Annotated in this window: 23 protein-coding genes; 12 read left to right on the top strand and 11 right to left on the bottom strand. The window is 64.1% G+C overall.

Going from position 1 to position 21,205, the window contains the following annotated elements; translation table 11 throughout:
- Window positions 1-141: 141 nt before the first annotated feature.
- On the top strand, window positions 142-1,536 hold the full coding sequence (gene sthA / locus ACWKWX_RS08880) for a Si-specific NAD(P)(+) transhydrogenase (RefSeq protein WP_416423439.1): 1,395 nt from the start codon (window positions 142-144) through the stop codon (window positions 1,534-1,536).
- 42 nt (window positions 1,537-1,578) lie between these two features.
- Here the strand turns inward: sthA and ACWKWX_RS08875 are convergent, their stop codons facing one another.
- Both ACWKWX_RS08875 and ACWKWX_RS08870 read right to left on the bottom strand, forming a co-directional pair.
- Window positions 1,579-2,301 (bottom strand): glycerophosphodiester phosphodiesterase, encoded by a 723-nt coding sequence (locus ACWKWX_RS08875; RefSeq protein ID WP_416423440.1) that lies wholly within the window; start codon window positions 2,299-2,301, stop codon window positions 1,579-1,581.
- Between the two features lie 44 nt (window positions 2,302-2,345).
- The gene (locus ACWKWX_RS08870) at window positions 2,346-2,933 is read right to left on the bottom strand and encodes a PilZ domain-containing protein (RefSeq protein WP_416423441.1); all 588 of its coding nucleotides are present in this window, start codon (window positions 2,931-2,933) and stop codon (window positions 2,346-2,348) included.
- Window positions 2,934-3,027: 94 nt separating this feature from the next.
- Between ACWKWX_RS08870 and ACWKWX_RS08865 the strand changes: the two genes are divergently transcribed.
- The 4 genes from ACWKWX_RS08865 to queF all read left to right on the top strand — a co-directional run bounded on the left by ACWKWX_RS08865 (window position 3,028) and on the right by queF (window position 7,235).
- The gene (locus ACWKWX_RS08865) at window positions 3,028-4,275 is read left to right on the top strand and encodes a lipoprotein-releasing ABC transporter permease subunit (RefSeq protein WP_416423442.1); all 1,248 of its coding nucleotides are present in this window, start codon (window positions 3,028-3,030) and stop codon (window positions 4,273-4,275) included.
- Between the two features lie 7 nt (window positions 4,276-4,282).
- Entirely contained in the window at window positions 4,283-4,966 is a 684-nt protein-coding gene (gene lolD, locus ACWKWX_RS08860; protein WP_416423443.1) for a lipoprotein-releasing ABC transporter ATP-binding protein LolD, read from the top strand.
- Between the two features lie 60 nt (window positions 4,967-5,026).
- On the top strand, window positions 5,027-6,271 hold the full coding sequence (locus ACWKWX_RS08855; protein WP_483827534.1) for a lipoprotein-releasing ABC transporter permease subunit: 1,245 nt from the start codon (window positions 5,027-5,029) through the stop codon (window positions 6,269-6,271).
- A gap of 133 nt (window positions 6,272-6,404) precedes the next feature.
- The gene (queF, locus tag ACWKWX_RS08850; protein ID WP_483827533.1) at window positions 6,405-7,235 is read left to right on the top strand and encodes an NADPH-dependent 7-cyano-7-deazaguanine reductase QueF; all 831 of its coding nucleotides are present in this window, start codon (window positions 6,405-6,407) and stop codon (window positions 7,233-7,235) included.
- A gap of 44 nt (window positions 7,236-7,279) precedes the next feature.
- Here queF and ACWKWX_RS08845 read toward each other — a convergent pair whose 3' ends face one another.
- The gene (locus tag ACWKWX_RS08845; RefSeq protein ID WP_416423446.1) at window positions 7,280-7,543 is read right to left on the bottom strand and encodes a DUF4404 family protein; all 264 of its coding nucleotides are present in this window, start codon (window positions 7,541-7,543) and stop codon (window positions 7,280-7,282) included.
- Between the two features lie 122 nt (window positions 7,544-7,665).
- The gene (pcrP, locus tag ACWKWX_RS08840; RefSeq protein WP_476298636.1) at window positions 7,666-8,253 is read right to left on the bottom strand and encodes an HAD superfamily inactivated hydrolase PcrP; all 588 of its coding nucleotides are present in this window, start codon (window positions 8,251-8,253) and stop codon (window positions 7,666-7,668) included.
- Between the two features lie 193 nt (window positions 8,254-8,446).
- On the opposite strand from pcrP, the gene ACWKWX_RS08835 reads away from it, so the two are divergent.
- Entirely contained in the window at window positions 8,447-9,148 is a 702-nt protein-coding gene (locus ACWKWX_RS08835) for an MlaA family lipoprotein (RefSeq protein ID WP_416423448.1), read from the top strand.
- Window positions 9,149-9,197: 49 nt separating this feature from the next.
- Here the strand turns inward: ACWKWX_RS08835 and ACWKWX_RS08830 are convergent, their stop codons facing one another.
- Window positions 9,198-9,497, bottom strand: coding sequence for a PilZ domain-containing protein (locus ACWKWX_RS08830; RefSeq protein ID WP_476298634.1), 300 nt, complete (start codon window positions 9,495-9,497; stop codon window positions 9,198-9,200).
- 269 nt (window positions 9,498-9,766) lie between these two features.
- On the opposite strand from ACWKWX_RS08830, the gene rssB reads away from it, so the two are divergent.
- Together rssB and rssC are read left to right on the top strand one after the other, a co-directional pair.
- Window positions 9,767-10,951, top strand: coding sequence for a two-component system response regulator RssB (gene rssB / locus ACWKWX_RS08825; protein WP_416423450.1), 1,185 nt, complete (start codon window positions 9,767-9,769; stop codon window positions 10,949-10,951).
- Window positions 10,948-11,430: an anti-sigma factor antagonist RssC gene (gene rssC / locus ACWKWX_RS08820; protein WP_416423451.1), complete on the top strand. Its 483-nt coding sequence runs from the start codon at window positions 10,948-10,950 to the stop codon at window positions 11,428-11,430. The genes rssB and rssC overlap by 4 nt, the downstream gene beginning before the upstream one ends.
- A gap of 124 nt (window positions 11,431-11,554) precedes the next feature.
- Here rssC and tal read toward each other — a convergent pair whose 3' ends face one another.
- From tal to ACWKWX_RS08790, 6 genes are all read right to left on the bottom strand, one after another.
- Window positions 11,555-12,481: a transaldolase gene (tal, locus tag ACWKWX_RS08815; RefSeq protein WP_416423452.1), complete on the bottom strand. Its 927-nt coding sequence runs from the start codon at window positions 12,479-12,481 to the stop codon at window positions 11,555-11,557.
- Between the two features lie 195 nt (window positions 12,482-12,676).
- On the bottom strand, window positions 12,677-13,678 hold the full coding sequence (gene dusA, locus ACWKWX_RS08810) for a tRNA dihydrouridine(20/20a) synthase DusA (RefSeq protein WP_483827532.1): 1,002 nt from the start codon (window positions 13,676-13,678) through the stop codon (window positions 12,677-12,679).
- A 122-nt stretch (window positions 13,679-13,800) separates the two neighbouring features.
- The gene (locus ACWKWX_RS08805; RefSeq protein WP_483827531.1) at window positions 13,801-14,229 is read right to left on the bottom strand and encodes a hypothetical protein; all 429 of its coding nucleotides are present in this window, start codon (window positions 14,227-14,229) and stop codon (window positions 13,801-13,803) included.
- Complete coding sequence (locus ACWKWX_RS08800) at window positions 14,226-15,089, bottom strand: endonuclease/exonuclease/phosphatase family protein (protein WP_483827564.1); 864 nt, start codon at window positions 15,087-15,089, stop codon at window positions 14,226-14,228. The genes ACWKWX_RS08805 and ACWKWX_RS08800 overlap by 4 nt, the downstream gene beginning before the upstream one ends.
- A gap of 150 nt (window positions 15,090-15,239) precedes the next feature.
- Window positions 15,240-15,662 (bottom strand): NUDIX hydrolase, encoded by a 423-nt coding sequence (locus ACWKWX_RS08795; RefSeq protein WP_483827530.1) that lies wholly within the window; start codon window positions 15,660-15,662, stop codon window positions 15,240-15,242.
- A gap of 11 nt (window positions 15,663-15,673) precedes the next feature.
- A complete protein-coding gene (locus tag ACWKWX_RS08790; protein WP_483827529.1) occupies window positions 15,674-16,573 on the bottom strand; it encodes a LysR family transcriptional regulator in 900 nt (299 codons plus the stop codon).
- 181 nt (window positions 16,574-16,754) lie between these two features.
- Between ACWKWX_RS08790 and ACWKWX_RS08785 the strand changes: the two genes are divergently transcribed.
- The 4 genes from ACWKWX_RS08785 (at window position 16,755) to ACWKWX_RS08770 (ending at window position 21,196) form a co-directional block, all read left to right on the top strand.
- Window positions 16,755-17,789 carry an Ldh family oxidoreductase gene (locus ACWKWX_RS08785; RefSeq protein ID WP_483827528.1) on the top strand — a complete coding sequence of 345 codons (1,035 nt, stop codon included), beginning with the start codon at window positions 16,755-16,757 and terminating at the stop codon, window positions 17,787-17,789.
- An 88-nt stretch (window positions 17,790-17,877) separates the two neighbouring features.
- Window positions 17,878-19,182, top strand: coding sequence for a CitMHS family transporter (locus tag ACWKWX_RS08780; protein ID WP_483827527.1), 1,305 nt, complete (start codon window positions 17,878-17,880; stop codon window positions 19,180-19,182).
- Between the two features lie 48 nt (window positions 19,183-19,230).
- Window positions 19,231-20,136, top strand: a complete 906-nt coding sequence (locus tag ACWKWX_RS08775) for a LysR family transcriptional regulator (protein WP_483827526.1) — start codon at window positions 19,231-19,233, stop codon at window positions 20,134-20,136.
- Window positions 20,137-20,221: 85 nt separating this feature from the next.
- Window positions 20,222-21,196 (top strand): hydroxyacid dehydrogenase, encoded by a 975-nt coding sequence (locus ACWKWX_RS08770; protein WP_473006057.1) that lies wholly within the window; start codon window positions 20,222-20,224, stop codon window positions 21,194-21,196.
- Window positions 21,197-21,205 lie beyond the last annotated feature (9 nt).

The following is a 21,205-nucleotide window of genomic DNA, read 5'->3' as shown; positions in this document are numbered from 1 at the left end:
AGCCTTTGACGCGACCAAGGGTTAATGTTCGCGGCAATTCCGCTTCTATAGACTGCATCCCCGAGTTTTCGATGCCGCGCTGGCGGCATGTTGAGCCGGAGGTACCAGAGTGGTGCCTCGGCCTGTTCTGAAGGAGTACGCATGGCTGTCTACAACTATGATGTAGTGGTGCTGGGTTCCGGGCCCGCGGGTGAAGGCGCGGCAATGAACGCCGCCAAGGCGGGGCGCAAGGTGGCGATGGTCGACAGCCGCCGCCAGGTCGGCGGCAACTGCACCCACTTGGGCACCATCCCGTCCAAGGCCCTGCGTCACTCGGTCAAGCAGATCATCCAGTTCAACACCAACCCCATGTTCCGGGCCATTGGCGAGCCGCGCTGGTTCTCGTTTCCGGATGTGCTGAAAAGCGCCGAGCAGGTAATCGCCAAGCAGGTTGCCTCGCGCACCACCTACTATTCGCGCAACCGCGTCGACGTGTTCTTCGGCACCGGCAGCTTCTCCGACGAGCAGACCGTGGAAGTGATCTGTGCCAACGGCGCCCAGGAAAAACTGGTGGCCAAGCAGATCATCATCGCCACCGGCTCGCGCCCGTATCGCCCGGCCGACATCGACTTCCACCACTCGCGCATCTATGACAGCGACACCATCCTGAGCCTCACCCACACCCCGCGCAAACTGATCATCTACGGCGCCGGGGTCATCGGCTGCGAATACGCGTCGATCTTCAGCGGCCTGGGCGTGCTGGTAGAGCTGGTGGACAACCGCGAGCAACTGCTGAGCTTCCTGGACTCGGAAATTTCCCAGGGCCTGAGCTACCACTTCAGCAACAACAACGTCATGGTCCGCCACAACGAAGAGTACGAGCGCGTCGAAGGCCTGGACAACGGCGTGGTGCTGCACCTCAAGTCCGGCAAGAAAATCAAGGCCGACGCCTTGCTGTGGTGCAACGGCCGTACCGGCAACACCGACAAGCTGGGCCTGGAGAACATCGGCATCAAGGTCAACGGCCGTGGCCAGATCACCGTCGACGAAGCCTACCGCACCAGCGTGCCGACCATTTATGGCGCCGGCGACGTGATCGGCTGGCCGAGCCTGGCCAGTGCCGCCTATGACCAGGGCCGTTCGGCCGCCGGCAGCGTGGTGGACAATGGCAGCTGGCGCTACGTCAACGACGTGCCGACCGGCATCTACACCATTCCCGAGATCAGCTCCATCGGCAAGACCGAGGCCGAGCTGACCCAGGCCAAGGTGCCGTACGAGGTGGGCAAGGCGTTCTTCAAGGGCATGGCCCGCGCGCAGATCTCCGGCGAGCCGGTAGGCATGCTGAAGATCCTGTTCCACCGCGAGTCGCTGGAGATCCTCGGCGTGCATTGCTTCGGCGACCAGGCGTCGGAGATCGTGCACATCGGCCAGGCCATCATGAACCAGCCGGGCGAACTCAATACCCTGAAGTATTTCGTCAACACCACCTTCAACTACCCGACCATGGCCGAAGCCTATCGGGTAGCGGCCTATGACGGCCTGAACCGGCTTTTTTGAGCGGCTCCGGCCGGTGGCCTGAGCCGGCCGGGGATACCGATTTCAGCGATTCCCGAGCGTGGCGGTGGCCAAACCGGGAAAGTCTGTAATCAGGCTGTCAACGCCGAAGTCGGCGAGCCGGCGCATCAGTGCCGGCTCGTTGACCGTCCACACCGACACATGCAACCCCTGGCGCTGGGCCTTGATCAGGCGCTCGGGGGTGCAGTGCGTCCAGTTCAGTGCCAATAGATTGCAGCCGTAGTTCTGGGCCACCTTCAGTGGGTCCAGCCAGGCGTATTCGGCCACCAGCCCACGGGCCAGGTCCGGGGTCAGCTCGGCAGCGGCGCGCAACACTTCCCGGGAGCTCGAGGTGATGGTCACCTTGTCCAGCATCCCGTATTCCTGGGCCAGCTCGCGAATTGCCAGCACCGTGGTGGCGGCGCGGGTGCGCGAGGCACTCTTGACCTCCAGCTGCCAGTGCTCGAAATCGCACGCCTTGAACAGGTCTTCCAGGCGCGGGATGGGGCAGGGCTGCACCCAGCCCGGGCCGCCCTTGCGCGCGTCGTAGGTCACCAGCTCCGCGGCGTCGTGCTCCACCACCTTGCCGCGGCGGTCGGTGGTGCGCTTCAGGGTCGGGTCGTGAATGACCATCAACTCGCCGTCGCGGGACAGGTGCAGGTCCAGTTCGCAACGGCGCACGCCGTGCTTGAGGCATTCCTGGAAACTGGTGAGGGTGTTTTCCGGTGCTTCGCCTTTGGCGCCGCGGTGGCCATAAATAAGGGTCACGTCTGTTCCTTCAAAAAATGCAGAAGTCGGAGGAGGGCTGAAACTCAGGCACCCGGGGAATCGTTTTGTTCACGTTCGCGGCGCCGTTCGGCCGCTTGTTTTTGCAGGATGTAACGGGCCAGCAACTGGCGCTGGGCGTCACTGATGTCATCGAACTCGGTGCCAATCTCGAACTGGCCGTCAGGCTTGGCGTCGCAGTGGGTGACCTTGGCACGCAGCAGCAGGCCCAAGGCCTGGGGCATCAGCGCCATTTTCACCGACACGCGGCTGCCCGGGGCAATGGCCTCGGCCTGGCGGAATTCCACGCCACCCTCGGACAACACCACCGGCCGTGGCTCGCCGATGTGCCCCAGGATGGTTTGCGCCACCACCTGGCTGAGCAGGTCGATGCGCTTATTCTGGGCTTTCAGGAAATTGCCCAGGGTGCGGTCGCTGTCGCTGAGTTGGCGCAGCAGGTGCTGGGACTCGAATTCGCTGAGGTGCAGTTCGCTGAGCAGGTTGAACAGCGGCGAAGCATCTTGCAACAAGTCCGTGCCAGCGGCGTCGGCAGCTGAAAGTGGTTGAATTTCCAGTGCGATCCTATCGTCGATACGGTAGTATTCGCGGCGATCTTCTTCATCTAATGTCGACATGGCGAACCCATGGTAGCGGCGGTGGTCTGAGTGTAAAGCTGCTCGTCAAGCCCCGCCACAAGGACGTTCCTCTTTCATTCGAACAAGCCCCGACATGTTCAGACCTCTCTTCGTTTTCATCGGCGCGCGTTACACCCGCGCCAAGCGTCGCAATCATTTTGTGTCATTCATTTCCCTGACCTCGATGATCGGACTCGCCCTTGGCGTGATCGTGATGATCGTGGTGCTCTCGGTGATGAACGGCTTCGATCATGAAATGCGCACCCGCGTGCTCGGCATGGTGCCCCACGCGACCATCGAGTCCAGCAAGCCCATTGATGACTGGCAGGCCCTTGCCAGTAAAGTAAAGCAGAATCCCGCGGTGCTGGAGGTAGCCCCCTACACCCAGATGCAGGGCCTGATGACCAATGACGGCAAGGTCCAGAAAATGCTGCTCAATGGCGTCGACCCGGCGGAGGAGCGCAAGGTCACCATCCTTGACCAGTTCATCAAGCAGGGCAGCCTCGACGACCTGAAGGCCGGCGAGTTCGGCATCATGCTGGGCGACAACGCGGCCAACAAGCTGGGCGTGAAGGTGGGCGACAAGGTCACCTTCGTTACCCCGGAAGTCAGCATCACCCCGGCCGGCATGTTCCCGCGCATGAAGCGCTTCACCGTCACCGGCACCTTCCACGTGGGTGCCGGCGAGATCGACGGTTACCTGGGCCTGACCAACCTCGACGACCTGGCGCGCCTGCACCGCTGGCAGCCGGGCCAGGTGCAGGGCGTGCGGCTGAAGTTCGCCGACCTGTTCCAGGCGCCGCGCATCTCCTGGCAGATCGCCCAGGGCCTGGGCGACGAGTACTACGCCCGTGACTGGACGCGCACCCACGGCAACCTGTACCAGGCCATCGGCATGGAGAAATCCATGATCGGCCTGCTGCTGTTGCTGATCGTTGCGGTGGCGGCGTTCAACATCATCTCCACCCTGGTGATGGTGGTGAACGACAAGCGCGGCGACATTGCCATCCTGCGCACCCTGGGCTCCACGCCCGGTCAGATCATGCGTATCTTCATGGTGCAGGGCACCGTCATCGGCGTCGTCGGCACCCTGATCGGTGCCGGGCTGGGCATGCTCGCGGCCGTCAACGTCAGCGGCGCCATCGCGCTGCTGGAAAAGGTCATCGGGCACAAGTTCCTCAACCCCGACGTCTATTTCATCGATTACCTGCCGTCGCAGCTGATGGCCAATGACGTGTTCATGGTCTGCGGTGCGGCACTGGTCCTGAGTTTCCTCGCGACCCTGTACCCGGCGTGGCGCGCAGCGCGCACCCAGCCGGCAGAGGCGCTACGTTATGAGTGAGTTGGGCATGAGTGATAAAGCAGTGCTGAGTTGCCGCAACCTGGGCAAATCCTACGAGGAAGGCCCGGAGTCGGTGGTAGTGTTGTCGAACCTGCAGCTGGAGCTGTTCGCCGGCGAGCGCGTGGCCATCGTCGGCCAGTCGGGCTCGGGCAAGAGCACCCTGCTGAACATGCTCGGCGGCCTCGACACGCCCAGCACCGGCAGCGTCTGGCTGGCCGGCGAGCAGCTGTCGGCGCTGAACGAGAAGGCCCGCGGCCTGCTGCGCAACCGCGCGCTGGGCTTCGTCTACCAGTTCCACCACCTGCTGCCCGAGTTCACCGCCCTGGAGAACGTGTGCATGCCGCTGCTGATCGGCAAGACGCCGATCCCCGAGGCCAAGCAACGTGCCACGGCGCTGCTGGAGCGCGTGGGCCTGGGCCATCGGCTGTCGCACAAGCCGGCCGAGCTGTCGGGCGGCGAGCGCCAGCGCGTGGCCATCGCCCGTGCGCTGGTGAACAAGCCGGGGCTGGTGATGCTCGACGAGCCCACCGGCAACCTCGACCAGCACACCGCCCAGGGCATCCAGGACCTGATGCTGGAGTTGAGCGTGTCGCTGCGCACCGCCTTCCTGGTGGTGACCCACGACCTCAACCTGGCCCGGCAGATGGACCGCGTGCTGCGCCTGGAAGAGGGCCGTCTGGTCCCGATCTAAGCCCTTGCGCCCGGGTTCGCCCGGGCGTTGCTCCAACCCTTTTTCCAGGTGCCTTGACGTATGTTCAGACCCTTATCCATCTTCGTCGGCGCGCGCTACACCCGGGCCAAGCGCCGCAACCATTTCATCTCGTTCATCTCCATGACCTCGATGATCGGGCTGGCCCTCGGCGTGCTGGCGATGATCGTGGTGCTGTCGGTGATGAACGGTTTCCAGAAGGAAATGAGTTCGCGCATTCTCGGCATGGTGCCCCACGCGACAATCCTCGGCGCCAAGCCCCTGGACGACTGGCAGCCGGTGGCCGCCGCCGCCCTGAAGAACCCCGAGGTGCTGGCCGCGGTGCCGTTCACCGACATGGACGGCATGCTGTCCTACAAGGGCTACATGCAGCCGATCCAGGTCAGCGGCGTCGACCCGGCCCAGGAAGGCAAGGTCTCGATCGTTGCCGACCACATCACCAAGGGCGCGCTGCAGGACCTCAAGCCGGGCGAGTTCGGCGTGGTCATCGGCGACATCACCGCGCGCCGCTTTGGCCTCAACGTGGGTGACAAGATTACCCTGATTGTGCCGGAACTCAGCGGCGAGCCCGGTGGCATCACCCCACGCCTGCAGCGCCTCAACGTAGTGGGCGTGTTCAAGGTGGGCGCCGAGCTGGATGGCTCCATGGCCCTGATCCACATGGCCGACGCCGCGCAGATCCAGCACTGGCAGCCCAACCAGGTGCAGAGCGTGCGGCTCAAGCTCAAGGACCTGTACATGGCGCCCCAGGTGTCCAAGGCTATCGCCGCCAGCCTGGGTGACGGCTACAAGGCCGACGACTGGACCCACACCCAGGGCAGCCTGTTCAGCGCCATGAAGATGGAAAAGACCATGATCGGCCTGTTGTTGCTGATGATCGTCGCGGTCGCTGCGTTCAACATCATCGCCACGCTGATCATGGTGGTGAACGACAAGGGCGCCGACATCGCCATCCTGCGCACCATCGGCGCCACGCCGCGGCAGATCATGGGCATCTTCATGGTCCAGGGCACGGTGATCGGCGTGGTGGGCACCCTGATCGGCGGCGTGCTGGGTGTCATCGCCGCCATCAACGTCAGCGCCGTGGTGGGCTGGCTGGAGCGCACCACCGGCCAGCACATCTTCACCTCGGACGTGTACTTCATCAGCAACCTGCCGTCTGACCTGCAGGCGGGCGACGTGATCATGATCTGCAGTGCCGGCCTGATCCTCAGCTTCCTGGCCACCGTGTACCCGGCCTGGCGCGCGGCGCAGATCGAGCCGGCCTACGCGTTGCGTTACGAGTGACCCCCTGACGCGGCCTGCGGCCGCTGCTACGACTGGCCCTGTAGCAGCGGCCACGGGCCGCGTCGAATGCAACCACTGGGCACACAAAGTGCGTGGTAAACTGGGCGGGTTTACTCACGTCCAGGTTTCCAACATGCATCCCGCAGCCGAACATTCGCCGTTGGGCAAGTCCAGCGAATACATCTCCACCTACACGCCATCCCTGCTGTTCCCCATCCCGCGCGCGGCCAAATGGGCCGAGCTGGGCCTGAGCGCCGAGACCCTGCCTTACCAGGGCGTCGACTTCTGGAACTGCTTCGAACTGTCGTGGCTGCTGCCATCGGGCAAGCCGGTGGTGGCCATCGGTGAATTCAGCATCCCGGCCGACTCGCCGAACATCATCGAGTCGAAGTCGTTCAAGCTGTACCTCAACTCCCTGAACCAGACCCCGTTCGACAGCGTGCAGGCGCTGGAAGCCTGCCTGGTCAAGGACCTGTCTGCCGCTGCCGGCAAGCCGGTAGGCGTGCGTGTGCGTTCGCTGGCCGAGGTGCAGGCCGAAGGCGTGGTGGCCTTGCCGGGCGTGTGTGTCGACGACCTGGACGTGAGCATTTCCAGCTACGAGCACCCGCAGCCCGAGCTGCTGCGTTGCGACCCGTCGCGCGTGGTGGAGGAGAGCCTGCACAGCCATCTGCTGAAATCCAACTGCCCGGTCACCAGCCAGCCCGACTGGGGCAGCGTGGCCGTGCACTACCGCGGCCCGGCCCTGGACCACGCCAGCTTCCTGGCGTACCTGGTGAGCTTCCGCCAGCACTCGGACTTCCACGAGCAGTGTGTGGAGCGCATCTTCATGGACTTGCAGCGCCTGCTGGACCCGCAGGTGCTGACGGTATACGCGCGCTACGTGCGCCGCGGCGGGCTGGACATCAACCCGTACCGCAGCACCTCGGCGGTCACCCTGGAAAACGCACGGTTGGTGCGCCAGTAACGGATTCTGTAGCCGCTGCCGAAGGCAGCGGCTACAGGGCTGGGTCAGATCCCCATGCCACCCAGGGTCTGGACGATGTTGCGCAGCGTCCCGGCAAGCCCTGGGTGCTCCACTTCGAAGCGCTCCACGGCCAGGTTCACGCCGTCGGCGAGGTTGGGGTTGTTGGTGGCGGTTTCCAGTTGCAGCTCGGCCTCGATCTGGGCCATCAGGTCGTGCAGGTTCGCACGCTCCTCTTCGTTAAGCGGCGGGTTCTGCTCCAATTGCTCGCGCAATGTGTTCAATTGCTCTTGCAGTTCGCGGGCAGGCATGGCGATCTCCCTTCAATGATAGGCACAGCCATTGACCGCGGCGCGGTGCCAAAGGTCCATGACTGACCTTTAGATTAATCCACCGCCGCGTTCCCTGCATGATCCTGATCAATGCAGTCGTATCAGGGTTTTTCACCCTTGTAGCGACGCAGGGCGATGTCGGCCAGGCAGGCCTCCAGCTCTTCCAGGTGATCGATCACCGAATGCACCCCCAGGGCGAACAGCTTCAGCGTGGCCTTGCCGCGCAGCAGGTCGCGCTCGCGCGCTTCCAATTCGCCCCATTGCTCGGCGGACAGCCCGCACAGCGGCCCGCACGACGCCAGGCCCACGGTCCACAGCCCGGCGTTGAGCCCCGACTGCAACAACCGCGGGTTGCCACTGACCAGCACGCAGCCGTCCAGGCGCGAGACGTTCAAGTGCATCAGCGCCTGCCAGCAGGCATCGGGGGCGGGCCAGGGGTTGCCATCGGGCACGCCGACGGCTTTCACCCAGCGCGGCAGCGGCGCGGCCAGGGGTAGGGCGAGGGTGTCGTCCAGTTCATCCAGCCACGCACAGGGCACGCCCTGGTGACGCAGCAGTTTCAACGCTTGCAGGGCGCCGGGGGTAGGGCCGGCGTCGGGTTCGGTGCGTGCGCCGAAATCCACCAGGCAGCCGCTCAGGCCGAACAGCAGCGCGGTGAAAGTGGGGACGCAGGGTGCGGTGTCAGGCATGTCGGCTTCCCTGTTTGGACCGATGAAGGCTACGGGGTATGCGTGACAGTTGTATGAATGTGGCGTGACGCTACTTTGGTCGGAGAAGGAACACTTTGCGACTAAACTGACGGATTCGGCGCAGAAGCTTTATACTGGGTCACTCTGTAATGCGCCCCCGGGGGCGTGAATCGAATTCCAAGGAGTAACATCTATGCGCTTGATCGGTACGGGTGTGATCGATCGTCTGGCCAAGGCCTGCCTGATCGCCGGCGTCGTCCTGGCCCCGGTTGTGGCCCAGGCCGCCGATGAAGACCCATGGGAAGGGGCTAACCGTGTCATTTTCCGCTTCAACGACACGCTGGACACCTACGCGCTCAAGCCGATCGCCAAGGGCTACCAGTGGATCACGCCGCAGTTCATGCAGGATGGCGTGCACAACTTCTTCAACAACATCGGTGACGTCGGCAACTTCGCCAACGACGTGCTGCAGGCCAACCCCCAGGCCGCCGGCGTCGACACCGCGCGCCTGCTGCTCAACACCACCCTTGGCGTCGCCGGCCTGTTCGACGTGGGTACCCGCATGGGCCTGCAGCGCAACGACCAGGACTTCGGCATCACCCTGGGCAAATGGGGCGTGCCGAGCGGCCCGTACGTGATGATCCCGCTGCTGGGCCCGAGCACCGTGCGTGACGGCATCGCCAAGTACCCGGACAGCTTCACCCAGCCGTACCGCTACATGGACGACATGTCGCTGCGCAACAGCCTGTTCGCCCTGAGCATCGTCGACACCCGCGCCCAGCTGCTGCAGGCCGAGAAGATGATCAACGGCGACAAGTACATCTTCATCCGCAACGCCTACCTGCAGACGCGCGAATACAAGATCAAGGACGGCCACGTCGTCGACGATTTCTGATTCACCGCTGCATGAAAAAAGGCGACCCATGTGGTCGCCTTTTTGCTGCTCAGCGCATCTCCACGATGCTCAGGCCGATGGTCTGCAAGCCGGCGCCCAGTTCCTCGATGCGCACCACTTCCGCCTGGGCATCGAGATCGCGCAGCGCCGCGTGCTCGGAGGGCAGGTGCACGCCCACCACGTCACCCACCCGCAACGCGCTGCGCGCCTCGATCTGCATGCCGGTGCTGGACAGGTCGCGGCACACCCCCAGCACGCGCTGGCCGTCGACGATGAGAAACACCTTGGCGTTGACCGTCATGCGAATGAAATCACGTTTTTCGGCGAAGTCGCGCTCGGCTTGGGACATGGGCTGCATCCTTCCATTAGGTTGCTTGCGGATAGGTTTTTATAACCCCCGGTGATTTGCGCTGTAAAGACAGCAAGCGACCATCGGCACACGCTTGAAACACCCGGCGGATGGGAGTACCGTCTGCGCCTTAGAGGGCACCTCTGGTTCAGTGTGGCAGGCTTTGGCCTTGCAACCACTGCCAAGAGAGGCTAGAAGTGAATCCAGTAAGCGAGCTCAGGCCCGGCCGAGTACCTTACGCCAACCAATTTCTGGCGCCGTTTGCCCACATGCAGAAAACCAGTGCCACGCTGCTGATAATCGATGATGACGACGTAGTGCGTGCGAGTCTCGCCGCCTACCTGGAAGACAGTGGTTTCAGCGTCCTGCAGGCCTGCAACGGCCTGGAGGGACTTCAGGTATTCGAGCAGGAACAGCCCGATCTCGTGATCTGCGACTTGCGCATGCCGCAGGTCGGCGGCCTTGAGCTGATCCGCCAGGTCACCGAGCGCGCGCCGGACATGCCGGTGATCGTGCTGTCCGGTGCCGGGGTCATGAACGACGCCGTCGAGGCCTTGCGCCTGGGTGCGTCCGACTACCTGATCAAGCCCCTCGAAGACCTGGCGGTGCTCGAGCACTCGGTGCGCCGGGCGCTCGACCGTGCCTGGTTGCTGAAGGAAAACCAGCGTTATCGCGAAAAGCTGGAAACCGCCAACCGCGAACTGGAAGCCAGCCTGCACCTGTTGCAGGAGGACCAGAACGCCGGGCGCCAGGTGCAGATGAACATGCTGCCCGAGAGCCCGTGGGTGGTCGACGGCTTCACCTTCGAACACCAGATAATCCCCTCTTTGTACCTTTCAGGTGATTTCGTCGACTGTTTTCGCGTTGATGAGCGTAGAGTGGCATTCTATCTGGCTGACGTTTCCGGGCATGGTGCCTCCTCGGCCTTCGTGACCGTGTTGTTGAAATTCATGACCACGCGCCTGATGTTCGAATTCAAGCGCAATGGCACCCTGCCGGAGTTCAAGCCGTCGGAAGTGCTGGGCCACATCAACCGCGGGCTGATCAACTGCAAGCTGGGCAAGCATGTGACCATGGTGGGCGGGGTGATCGACGAAGACACGGGGCTGCTGACCTACAGCATCGGCGGGCACTTGCCGCTGCCGGTGTTCTTCAGCCAGGGCCAGGTGCGTTACCTGGAAGGGCGTGGCTTGCCGGTGGGCCTGTTCAATGAGGCCACCTACACTGACCACGTGCTGGAATTGCCGGAGAGCTTCAGCTTGACCTTGTTCTCTGATGGCATTCTGGACCTTTTGCCCGGCGAAACACTCAAAGATAAAGAGGCTGCCTTGCCGGAAATCGTCAAGGAAGTCGGCGGCGGCCTGGATGGCCTGCGGCGCAAGTTTGGATTGGCCACGCTTGGGGAGATGCCGGATGATATCGCCCTGATGGTGCTAAGCAGGAACCTAGAATGAGTACTGGTAGAATCCAGTTCGCTGAACAAAATGGCACTTTCGTGCTGAAATTTGTTGGTGAAGTGCGCCTGACCCTGTGTTCGGCGCTGGATGCGACTATTGAGAAGATCTTCACTGCCCTGAACTTCTCGGCGATCGTCATCGATCTCACCGAGACGCGCAGCATTGACAGCACCACGCTGGGCCTGTTGGCCAAGCTGTCGATCCTGTCGCGGCAGAAAGTTGGCTTGCTGCCCACCGTGGTCACGACCCACGAGGACATCACGCGCCTGCTGCAATCCATGGGCTTCGACCAGGTGTTCAACATCGTCGGCCGGCCGATCCCGTGCCCCGAGTGCCTGACCGACCTGCCGTCCCAGGACCAGTCCGAAGACATCGTGCGCACCAAGGTGCTGGAGGCGCACAAGATCCTGATGGGCCTGAACGACTCCAACCGCGAGGCGTTCCACGACCTGGTCAGCGCCCTCGAGCGCAGCTGACCCGGCTCGCCTTTGTAGGAGCCGAGCTTGCTCGCGATGCGGCCATCGCAATTCTTCCGCCAGGCCAGGCACAAAAAAGGGCGACTCCCGTGGGAGTCGCCCTTTTTTCATTGCTGCGGCGCGATCAGATCTTGGCTTTGAGCAGCGCTTCCAGTTTTTCCTGGTCGCGGGCGAACTGGCGAATGCCTTCGGCCAGCTTCTCGGTGGCCATGGCGTCCTCGTTGGACTCCCAGCGGAACTGCGCCTCGGTCAACGGGTGCTTGGCTTCGCCGCCATTGCCTGGCTTGAGCTTGTGCGCCAGGGTGCCGGTGTCATCCGACAGCTTCTGCAGCAGCTCGGGGCTGATGGTCAGGCGGTCGCAACCGGCCAGCTCTTCGATCTGGCTGATGTTGCGGAAGCTGGCGCCCATCACCACGGTGTCGTAGCCGTTGGCCTTGTAGTAGTTGTAGATGCGGGTGACCGACTGTACGCCCGGGTCCTCGGCGCCAGTGTATTCCTGGCCGGTGGACTTCTTGTACCAGTCGTAGATGCGGCCCACGAACGGCGAGATCAGGAACACCCCGGCGTCGGCGCAGGCGGCGGCCTGGGCGAACGAGAACAGCAGGGTCAGGTTGGTCTGGATGCCTTCCTTCTCCAGCTTCTCGGCGGCGCGGATGCCTTCCCAGGTGGACGCCAGCTTGATCAGCACGCGGTCGCGGCCAACGCCGGCCTTGTCGTACAGGTCGATCAACTGGTGGGCCTTGCCCAGCAGGGCTGGTTCGTCGAACGACAGGCGGGCGTCCACTTCAGTGGAGATGCGGCCCGGGATCACCTTGAGGATACCGCTGCCCACCGACACCGCGAAGCGGTCGCAGGCCAGGCCGATATCGCCCTTCACGTCGCGCACGGCGTCGTTCAGCAGCTCGGCGTAGCCGGGCATCGACGCGGCCTTGAGCAGCAGCGAAGGGTTGGTGGTGGCGTCCACGGGCTTGAGGCGGCTGATCGCATCGATGTCGCCGGTGTCGGCAACCACAGTGGTAAATTGCTTGAGTTGTTCCAGCTTGGAAGTCATGAGCGTGCTCTGTCCTGTGCGATTGAGTGACATTACCCGACCGCCGCCAAGCGCTCAAGCGCTGCGGCCATCGGGTGGAAGAAGACTGCCGTTTAGAGCCCCAAAAGGCCGCAACGGTTCCCCGTAGCAGCTGCCGAAGGCAGCGTCACGTGCGCAACGTCCATGACGCGGCCTGGCGGCCGCTGCTACAGGGCATCAGCGACCTTCGAGCAACCCACCTGCCTGGTCCAGCAACCCCAGCGGGTCGTTGGTCTTGTGAATGTCCACCGACAGCAACTGGCGGAACTTGCGTGCCCCCGGGAAACCCTGGCCCAGGCCGAGGATATGCCGGGTCACGTGATGCATCGCGCCACCTTCCTCGATATGCCGGGCGATATAGGGGCGCATCTTCGCCAGGGTTTCGGCACGGGAAATCACCGGCGCCGTGCTGCCGAACAGCTCCTGGTCCACCGTCGCCAGCAGGTACGGGTTGTGATACGCCTCGCGGCCCAGCATCACCCCGTCAAACGTATTCAGGTGCGCCTGGCACTCGGCCATGGTCTTGATGCCGCCGTTCAGCACGATTTCAAGGTCCGCGAAATCAGCCTTCAACTGCGCCGCCACGTCATAGCGCAGCGGCGGAATATCACGGTTCTCCTTGGGCGACAGGCCCTCCAGAATCGCAATGCGCGCATGCACAGTAAAGCTGCGGCACCCGGCCTCACGCACCTGGCCGACGAAATCGCACAGCTCGGCATAACTGTCGCGGCCATTGATACCGATGCGGTGCTTCACCGTCACCGGAATCGACACCGCATCGCGCATCGCCTTCACGCAATCGGCCACCAACGCCGGGTGCCCCATCAGGCACGCGCCGATCATGTTGTTCTGCACCCGGTCACTGGGGCACCCGACGTTCAGGTTCACCTCGTCATACCCGGCCTCCTGCGCCAGGCGCGCGCACGCCGCCAGGTCGGCAGGCGTGCTGCCACCCAGTTGCAGCGCCAGCGGATGCTCGGTGTCGTCGTGGCGCAGAAAGCGCGCGGCGTCACCGTTGAGCAGCGCGCCGGTGGTGACCATCTCGGTGTAGAGCAGGGCGTTGGCGGAGAGCAGGCGCAGGAAGAAGCGGCAGTGGCGGTCTGTCCAGTCCATCATGGGGGCAACGCTGAAGCGGCGCGAGGGTTCAACGGCAGTTACGGCAGCGGTATTGGTAGACATATTGCTCGGACATTCTGGGCGTAGGGGCGGCATGGTCAGGGTGCATGCTGCCGAGGGCCCATGGGTGATGGGCGGATCTAGGCCGCTATTCTACCAGACCCGCCCGCAGCCCGGGTTTCCGCTTATTCCAATGACGCCACCAGCGCCCGGCCGAAGCTGGCCGTGCTGAACAGCTCCGAGAAAGCAGCGCGCAGGTCATCGCCCGTTGTGCAGGTGAACTCTTCCCCTTCAAATGACAGCACGCAAGGGAAGCCATCGGTGTGCTGGCGCCACTTCGCGATGACCGACGTGGTCGAAGCGCCCTGTGTTGTCACGGTGAGTTGGATGACATCTTCGGGGGCGTATTCGCTGGTGACTTCGGTGAAGAAGCTGGTCACTGATTTTATTGACGCGACGGTGGATACCGTTCGTGCAAGCTTGAGGTTTACCGATTCGTCGAATCGCGCCAGGTCCAGGTTGATGGCCTCGAATATCGTGTTGACTTCACACGTGGCAGCATCGGCCTCGCGCGCCTTGCACATTCCCTGTTTTACGGCGTCTAGAAAGTTCATGGGGTGGCGCTCTTGAGAGTCAGGAAGATAGGGTAGTGGTCTGATACTTTTTTCCATTCCTTGGCGGGTATCTCATTGAGCACCGCTCTATCCGCCACTTTCCAGCAGCGCAAGGCCGCCGAGCACAGCATCATGTGGTCGAACATCAGCAGCGAGGACACGCCCTTGCCACTGGTGAGGAACGTGCCGGGAGGCAGTTCGCTGCAACTGGGGGACCCCATCAGGGGCCAGAATGGGTTGAACAGGGCGTTTTTCCGGGTCTTGAGCAGCGAGACATCGCGGGTGGCGCCCAGCCCATGTACCACGGAGGGGTCAAAGGGCTCGTCGTTGTAGTCACCGCACAGAATGATGGGCGCGCCTGGGTTTTCACGACGAATTTTCGTCACCGTCGCATTTAGCGCCACGCCCAGCTTGAAACGCGAGGGTGAGCCCTCTGGCAGGGTGTTACGGCTTTGCCAGTGAGACAGCCCGATGAATACAGGCCCAAGGCCGTGCAACTCAAGGCATATGAAAACACCTGCTTTCAGCCACGTGTCGTAAGTGGTATCACGAGCGTTGGCGTACTGCGGCGTACCCCTCGGAACAAGCCGGGTTGTGTTGTAGATCAGGCACAAGTCGTCAATGGAGCGGCCTTTTTTGTAAAGGCTGATGACCTTGAAGTGTGAGAGGGCGGGGCGTTGCAGCAATTGCTCTATATGTTCGATATCCGTGTCATCAACTTCGCATAGTCCAACGATGTCCGAATTCCGGTCCTGCAGCAGCGACCTGATGATTTCATCGAAGGCCGGGGTGATGGGGTATCGCGAGGCGCCTGCCGCCGGTGGTGCAAGTCGACAGTTCCACCATGTCATGTTCAGCATCACGATAGCCAACCTTCAGGTCATTGCCGCGTTGCAATTGATCGCTGCTCACTCCTTTATCGTCTTGAAGTTGCCGCAGAGTCTGGAGGCCGGAATTGTATCGTGGCGGCCGCTTCGGACAATCCTTGAACTGTTACCCTTTGAGACCCGTCACTGTGCCGAAAGGTACTCGCGCAGCCGCGCCTGCAGCCGGTCGATGCCGTCGGAACGGGCCAGAAAAGCCTCTACGTTGGTCACCTCCCAGCGCTGGCCTTCATCACCAAACACCACCTGCGCGAAGGTGCCCACCGGCACCTGGGCGACGAAGAACCAGGTGTCCAGCCCGTTCATGCCCTGGCCAGGGTAGACCCGGGTCCAGACGATCCAGCTCTCATCCAGGGTCAAGCCGAACTCTTCCCAGGTCTCGCGGGCGGCGCATTGCACAGGCGTTTCATCGTCTTCGCGGCCACCGCCGGGCAAGTCCCACAGCCCTGGCCAGGGGATGCTCGGCTTGTCGTCGCGCTGGTAGGTGAGGATCTGGCCTTCGCACAGCAGGGCGATCTTGGCGCCGGAAAAGGGCGGGTGTGGCGGCATCGTGCAATTCCTCAAGGGCTCAAGGCCGCCCATTCGCCATTCCTCAGTACATTGAGCAGGCAGACGGCGGCGGGTGACAAAAAGCTTTCCTGCCGGTAAATCACGCCAAAGGTGCGTTTCATGGTGGTGCCGGCGATGGGTACTTCCTGCAGCGGGTGCCCTGGCCGCCCAGGGCCGAGGTTGCGCCGTGAGAGCAGGCTGAGCAACTGGTTTTCCACGATCAGCCCCGGCAGCGACAGGATTGAGTTGGTCTCCACTTGCACCGCCGTCGGCGGCAGGCCCGCCTGGCTCAGCTGGGTGTCCAGCCAGCGCCGGGTGGAGGCCTGGGTGGAGGCGAGTATCCACGGGTAGCGGGCCAGTTGTGCCAGGTCCATGGGGCCGGCGAAGATCGGGTGCCCGGGGGCTGCGACCACTACCACTTCGTCGTCCAGCAACGGTAGGGCGATGTTGCTGGTGTCGCTGCTGTCCAACGGCCCCAGCATGATGTCGATGTGGCCGGCATTGAGCAGGTCGCGGAGCATGTCGTTCATGCCGATTTTCAGCTCCATGGTTACCTTCGGTGCATCGGCCAGGAAGCGCGCGGTCACCGTCGGCAGCACCAGCTCGGCCATGGTGGTGGACGCACCCAGGCGCACGTGGCCGGTGATGCCCTTGGAAAAATCGGCGATCTGGCGCCGCGATTCCTCCATGCCGCGGCGCATGATCTTCGCCCGCTCCAGCAACAGCGCGCCCACCGGGGTGAGGGCAATGCGCCGGCCGCTGCGCTCGAACAACTGCGCGTCCAATTCCGCCTCCAGGCGCCGCACGCATTTGGACAGCGCCGACTGCGTGCGGCACAGCCGGTCCGCCGCCAGCCCCAGGTGGCCAAGTTCGGCGATAGTCTCGAAATAGCTCAGGTCACGGTAATCCATGGGCGGCGCACCTATTCCTCGGATTCAACGGTTGCGGAAAATTAGCCATTGGACCGGCTTGGCGAACGGGTCCAAGAATAGGCGCACAGGCAGGCGGCTGAACAGCGGATGAAGCCGACCTGGCCCTTGGCGCGGGGCATCCCGCGGCCCATTACAACCTCATCCGCCAGGTGCACACCCGATGCCAGCAACCGCCGTTGTTTCCCATGAAGACTTGTCCCGGCAAGTGACGCGCATTTTCGCCGCCCACTTGGCTGACGCCGACGCCCGCTATGTGGCCGATTGCCTGATTGACGCCGACGCCCGTGGCGTCAGCTCCCATGGCATCGGGCGCATCCCGGTGTATACCCGGCGCCTGCGCGAGGGCGTGGTCAACCCGCGCCCGGCGCTGACCGTCAGCGGCGGGCCGGGCGCCACTGCGCACCTGGACGGCGACAACGGCATGGGTTACCTGGTGGCGCGCAAGGCCATGGACGAAGCCATCCAGCGCGGCCGCGAGCACGGCATCGGCATGGTCCTGGCCTCCAACAGCAATCATTTCGGCATGGCCGCCAGCTACCTGCAGCAGGCGCTGGACGCCGGCCTGGGGGCGCTGGTGCTGACCAACGCGCCGCCACTGATGCCGGTGTGGGGCGCGCGGGCGCCGTTCCTCGGCACCAGCCCGTTCGCCTTCGCCGCCCCTGGCCGGCTGGCGCCGATCATGCTGGACATGGCCACCTCGGTGGTGGCGTTCGGCAAGATCCGTCGCGCCGCACGGCTGGGGGAATCGATTCCCGGCGACTGGGCGCTGGACGCCCACGGCGCGCCCACCACCGATCCGGCCGCGGCGCTGGACGGCGTGGTGTTGCCCATGGCCGGGCCCAAGGGCTCGGGCCTGGGGCTGATGATGGAACTGATGGCTGGCGTCATGTCCGGCGCCGCCTTCGGTGGCCAGGTGCGCAACCAGAACACTGATTTCACCCGACCACAGAACGTGGGTCATACCTTCATCACCTTCCGCCCCGACGCTGCATTGCCCATGGCCGATTACCTGCAGCGCGCCGATGAATTGGTGCAACGCGCCCGGGCGCTGCCGCTGGCCGACGGCTTTGACTGCGTGCACATGCCCGGCGAGCGCGAAAACCTCGCTGCCGCGCGGGCGCGCAGTGAAGGGTTGAGCATCAGCGCCGCGGACCTGCAGATGCTCAAGGAGGAATTGCACCTGGCCCGGGCCTGAGCCACCGCTGCCGTCTCCCGTCGCCATGACGGTCCCATAACAACAATAATCCGCGCCGGCACGGCCGGCGCGCTGCGGAGACAACCCTATGTTGACCTTCCTCGGAGGTTCCATGGTCGCGGCCTTCATGGCGCTCATCATGACGCGCCGCATGTCGGCGCTGGTGGCTTTGGTGGTGGTGCCCATTGCGTTCGGGCTGCTGGTGGCCGGCCCGCAGATTGGCCCGATGATGCTCGACGGCCTGCAGAAACTGGGCCCCACGGCGGCGCTGCTGATGTTCAGCATCGTCTACTTCAGCATCATGACCGACGCCGGCGTGTTCGACCCGGTGGTGCGCGGCGTGGTCCGTGTGGCCCGTGGCGACCCCTTGAAAATTTACCTGGGCACCGCAGTGATGAGCCTGTGCGTGGCCCTGGATGGCGACGGTTCCACCACCTACATGATCTGCGTGTCGGCGCTGCTGCCGGTGTACAAGCGCCTGGGCCTGTCTGTGCAGTACATGGCCACGCTGATGGTGATGGCCATCGGCATCATGAACATCCTGCCGTGGGGCGGGCCCACCGCGCGGGCCGCGTCGGCGTTGCACGTGGAGGTGGCCGAAGTGTTCGTGCCGCTGATCCCGGTGATGGCCTGTGGGTTCATCTACAACCTGGGCGTGGCCCTGGTGTTCGGCCTGCGCGAGCGGCGCCGGGTGGGCGTGCTCACCGACGCCGAGTTCGACGCGGTGAAACGTGACATCGCCCACACCCCCGACTATCGCCGGCCCCGCATGCTGTGGGTGAACGTGTTGCTCACCGTCGGCCTGCTGGTGGCGCTGATCATGGGCCTCATGCCGTTGCCGATTCTGTTCGTGGCGGCGACGGCGGTGGCGCTCATGATCAATTACCCCAGCCTGCAGGAACAGAAGGAGCGCCTGAGCGCCCACGCCTACAACGTGATCTCGGTGGTGGGGCTGATTCTCGCGGCCGGGGTGTTCACCGGTATTCTGTTCGGCACCGGCATGGTCGACGCCATGGCCAAGGACCTGCTGCTGGTCACCCCCGCCTGGCTGGGCCCCTACCTGGGGCCAGTGACGGCGCTGTTCAGCGGTGTGGCCACCTATTCGGTCACCAACGATGCGTTCTACTTCGGCATGCTGCCCATCCTGGCGCAGACCGCCCATGCCTACGGCATCGAGCCGGTGGCCATGGCCCGCGCCTCGGTGCTGGGCCAGCCCATGCACCTGCTCAGCCCGCTGGTGGCATCCACCTATCTGCTGGTGGCGCTGCTGGACCTCAACTATGGCGACAACCAGCGGCGCTGTTTCCCCTGGGTGATTGGCCTGATGTTGGTGCTGCTCACCAGCGCGGTGCTGCTGGGCGTGGTGCCCTGGCGCGGAATCGCTGCCGCATAAGGTATCCTCCCGCGCACACCCACAAGGATCGCCGGGAGCACCGCCTCGATGAGCATCAACCTGCAGATTCGCGACCTGGTCTACTTCATCAAGGTCGCCGAACTGGGCCACCTGGGGCGGGCGTCCGAGGCGCTGCATATCTCCCAGTCGGCGTTGTCCAAGTGCATCGACCGCCTGGAAAGCGCCTACGACGCCGAGTTGTTCGAGCGCATTGGCCGCGGCATCCGTCTCACCGATGCCGGGCAGCTGCTGCGCGACCGCTCGCTGCTGATCGAGCGCATGCTCGACGAAACCCATCGGCAGACCTCGTCGCTGGGCAAGGGCCTGGCCGGCACCATTCGCGTCGGCGCGGCAGCCACCACTGCTGAATACCTGATGCCGCGCGCGTGCCGGCTGTTACAGGAAGAAGCGCCGGCGGTGGTGCTGGATTTGCAAATTGGCATGAACGACGTGCTGCACGACTCCCTGCGCAAGGACCTGCTGGACCTGGTGGTGGGGCCCTTGGGCACCCGCAACGATGACCTGGTGGAGTTGCCCATCGCCAGTGACGAAGTGGTGGTGGCCGCCAGCGCCCACCACCCGCTGGCCGGGCGCCAGGTGCCGTTGGAAGCGTTGTGCGAGTACCGCTGGATTCTCTCAGCGCCATCGGTGGCCACGCGCCAGTGGCTGGACCAGGCGTTCCTGGCCCAGGGGCTGCCGGCGCCGCGGGTGGCCATCGCCACCAGCTCCATCGCCGCGGTGCCCAACCTCATCACCGAGACCGGGCTGCTGAGTTTCCTCTCACGGCGCAACCTGGCCGACAGCCGCCACGGCGGCGGCCTGGTGGAAATTCCCAACCCGCTGACCACCATGGCCCGGCGCTTTGGCGTGCTGCACCGCGCTGACGGCTACCTGTCGCCGGCCACGCGGCGCTTCATTGGGATCCTGCAACTAAATCATTCCTACGGAGAATGATTTCTTGAAAATACGCTAATAGAAATAAAGGATAACCGCGGGGATACTTTCGGCAGCGAACAATAACAAGCCAGAGATCCTGCCCATGCCTCATACCATTCTTGTGACCGCCCCACGCCTGGCGCCCGCTGGCCTGGAACTGCTGCGGGCCCAGGGTTGCCGGGTGCTGTACGTGACGCCCGAGCAAGGCCCCGCCGACATCGAACGCATTCTCGCTCGCGAGCCGGTGGACGCCGTTATCTCCCGCACCCTGGACCTGACCGCCGCCGCCATCGACGCCTGTCCCACCCTGAAAGTCATTTCCAAGCACGGCGTCGGCGTCAGCAATATCGCCGTGGCCGCCGCCACTGGGCGGGGCATCCCGGTGTACGTGACGCCCGGCGCCAACGCGCAGTCGGTCACCGAAATGACCCTGGGCCTGATGTTCGCCGCCGCCCGCCGGGTCAGCTGGATGGATCGGGAAATTCGCCAGGGCCGCTGGTCTCGTGCCCAGGACGGCCTGGAGCTGAGCGGCCGTAGCCTGGGCCTCATCGGCTTTGGCCAGGTGGCGCGGCGCGTGGCCCGGGCCTGCCAGGCCATCGGCATGCAGGTGCTGGTGCACGACCCGCTGCTGCCCGCCGACGCCGCGCTGGATGGCGCCGAGCGCATCGACGACTTGAGCGTGTTGCTCGGGCGCAGCCAGGTGCTCAGCCTGCACGTGCCGCTCACCGCCCAGACCCGCAACCTGATCGGCGCCGAACAGCTGGCGCTGCTGCCCGAAGGCGCGCTGCTGATCAACACCGCCCGTGGCGAAGTGGTGGACGAAGCTGCGCTGGTGCAGGCGCTGGCCAGCGGCCAACTGTACGCCGCCGGCCTCGACACCATGGCCGTCGAGCCGCTGCCGGCCGACAGCCCGCTGCTGCGCCTGGACAACGTGGTGCTGACCCCGCACGTCGGTGGTTCCACCCCGGCGGCGCTGGCGGCCATGGCCGCGGGCGCCGCGCGCAACGTGCTGGGCTTCCTTGACGGCACGCCGCCTGCGGCCAGCGCCTGCGTCAACCCACAGGTTCTTCAACACTGAACTGGAGTA

It is taken from the genome of Pseudomonas imperatae (genome assembly GCF_057128625.1).
The sequence above is the reverse complement of the archived record's forward strand: the minus strand, read 5'-3'. Positions and strand labels throughout refer to the sequence as shown.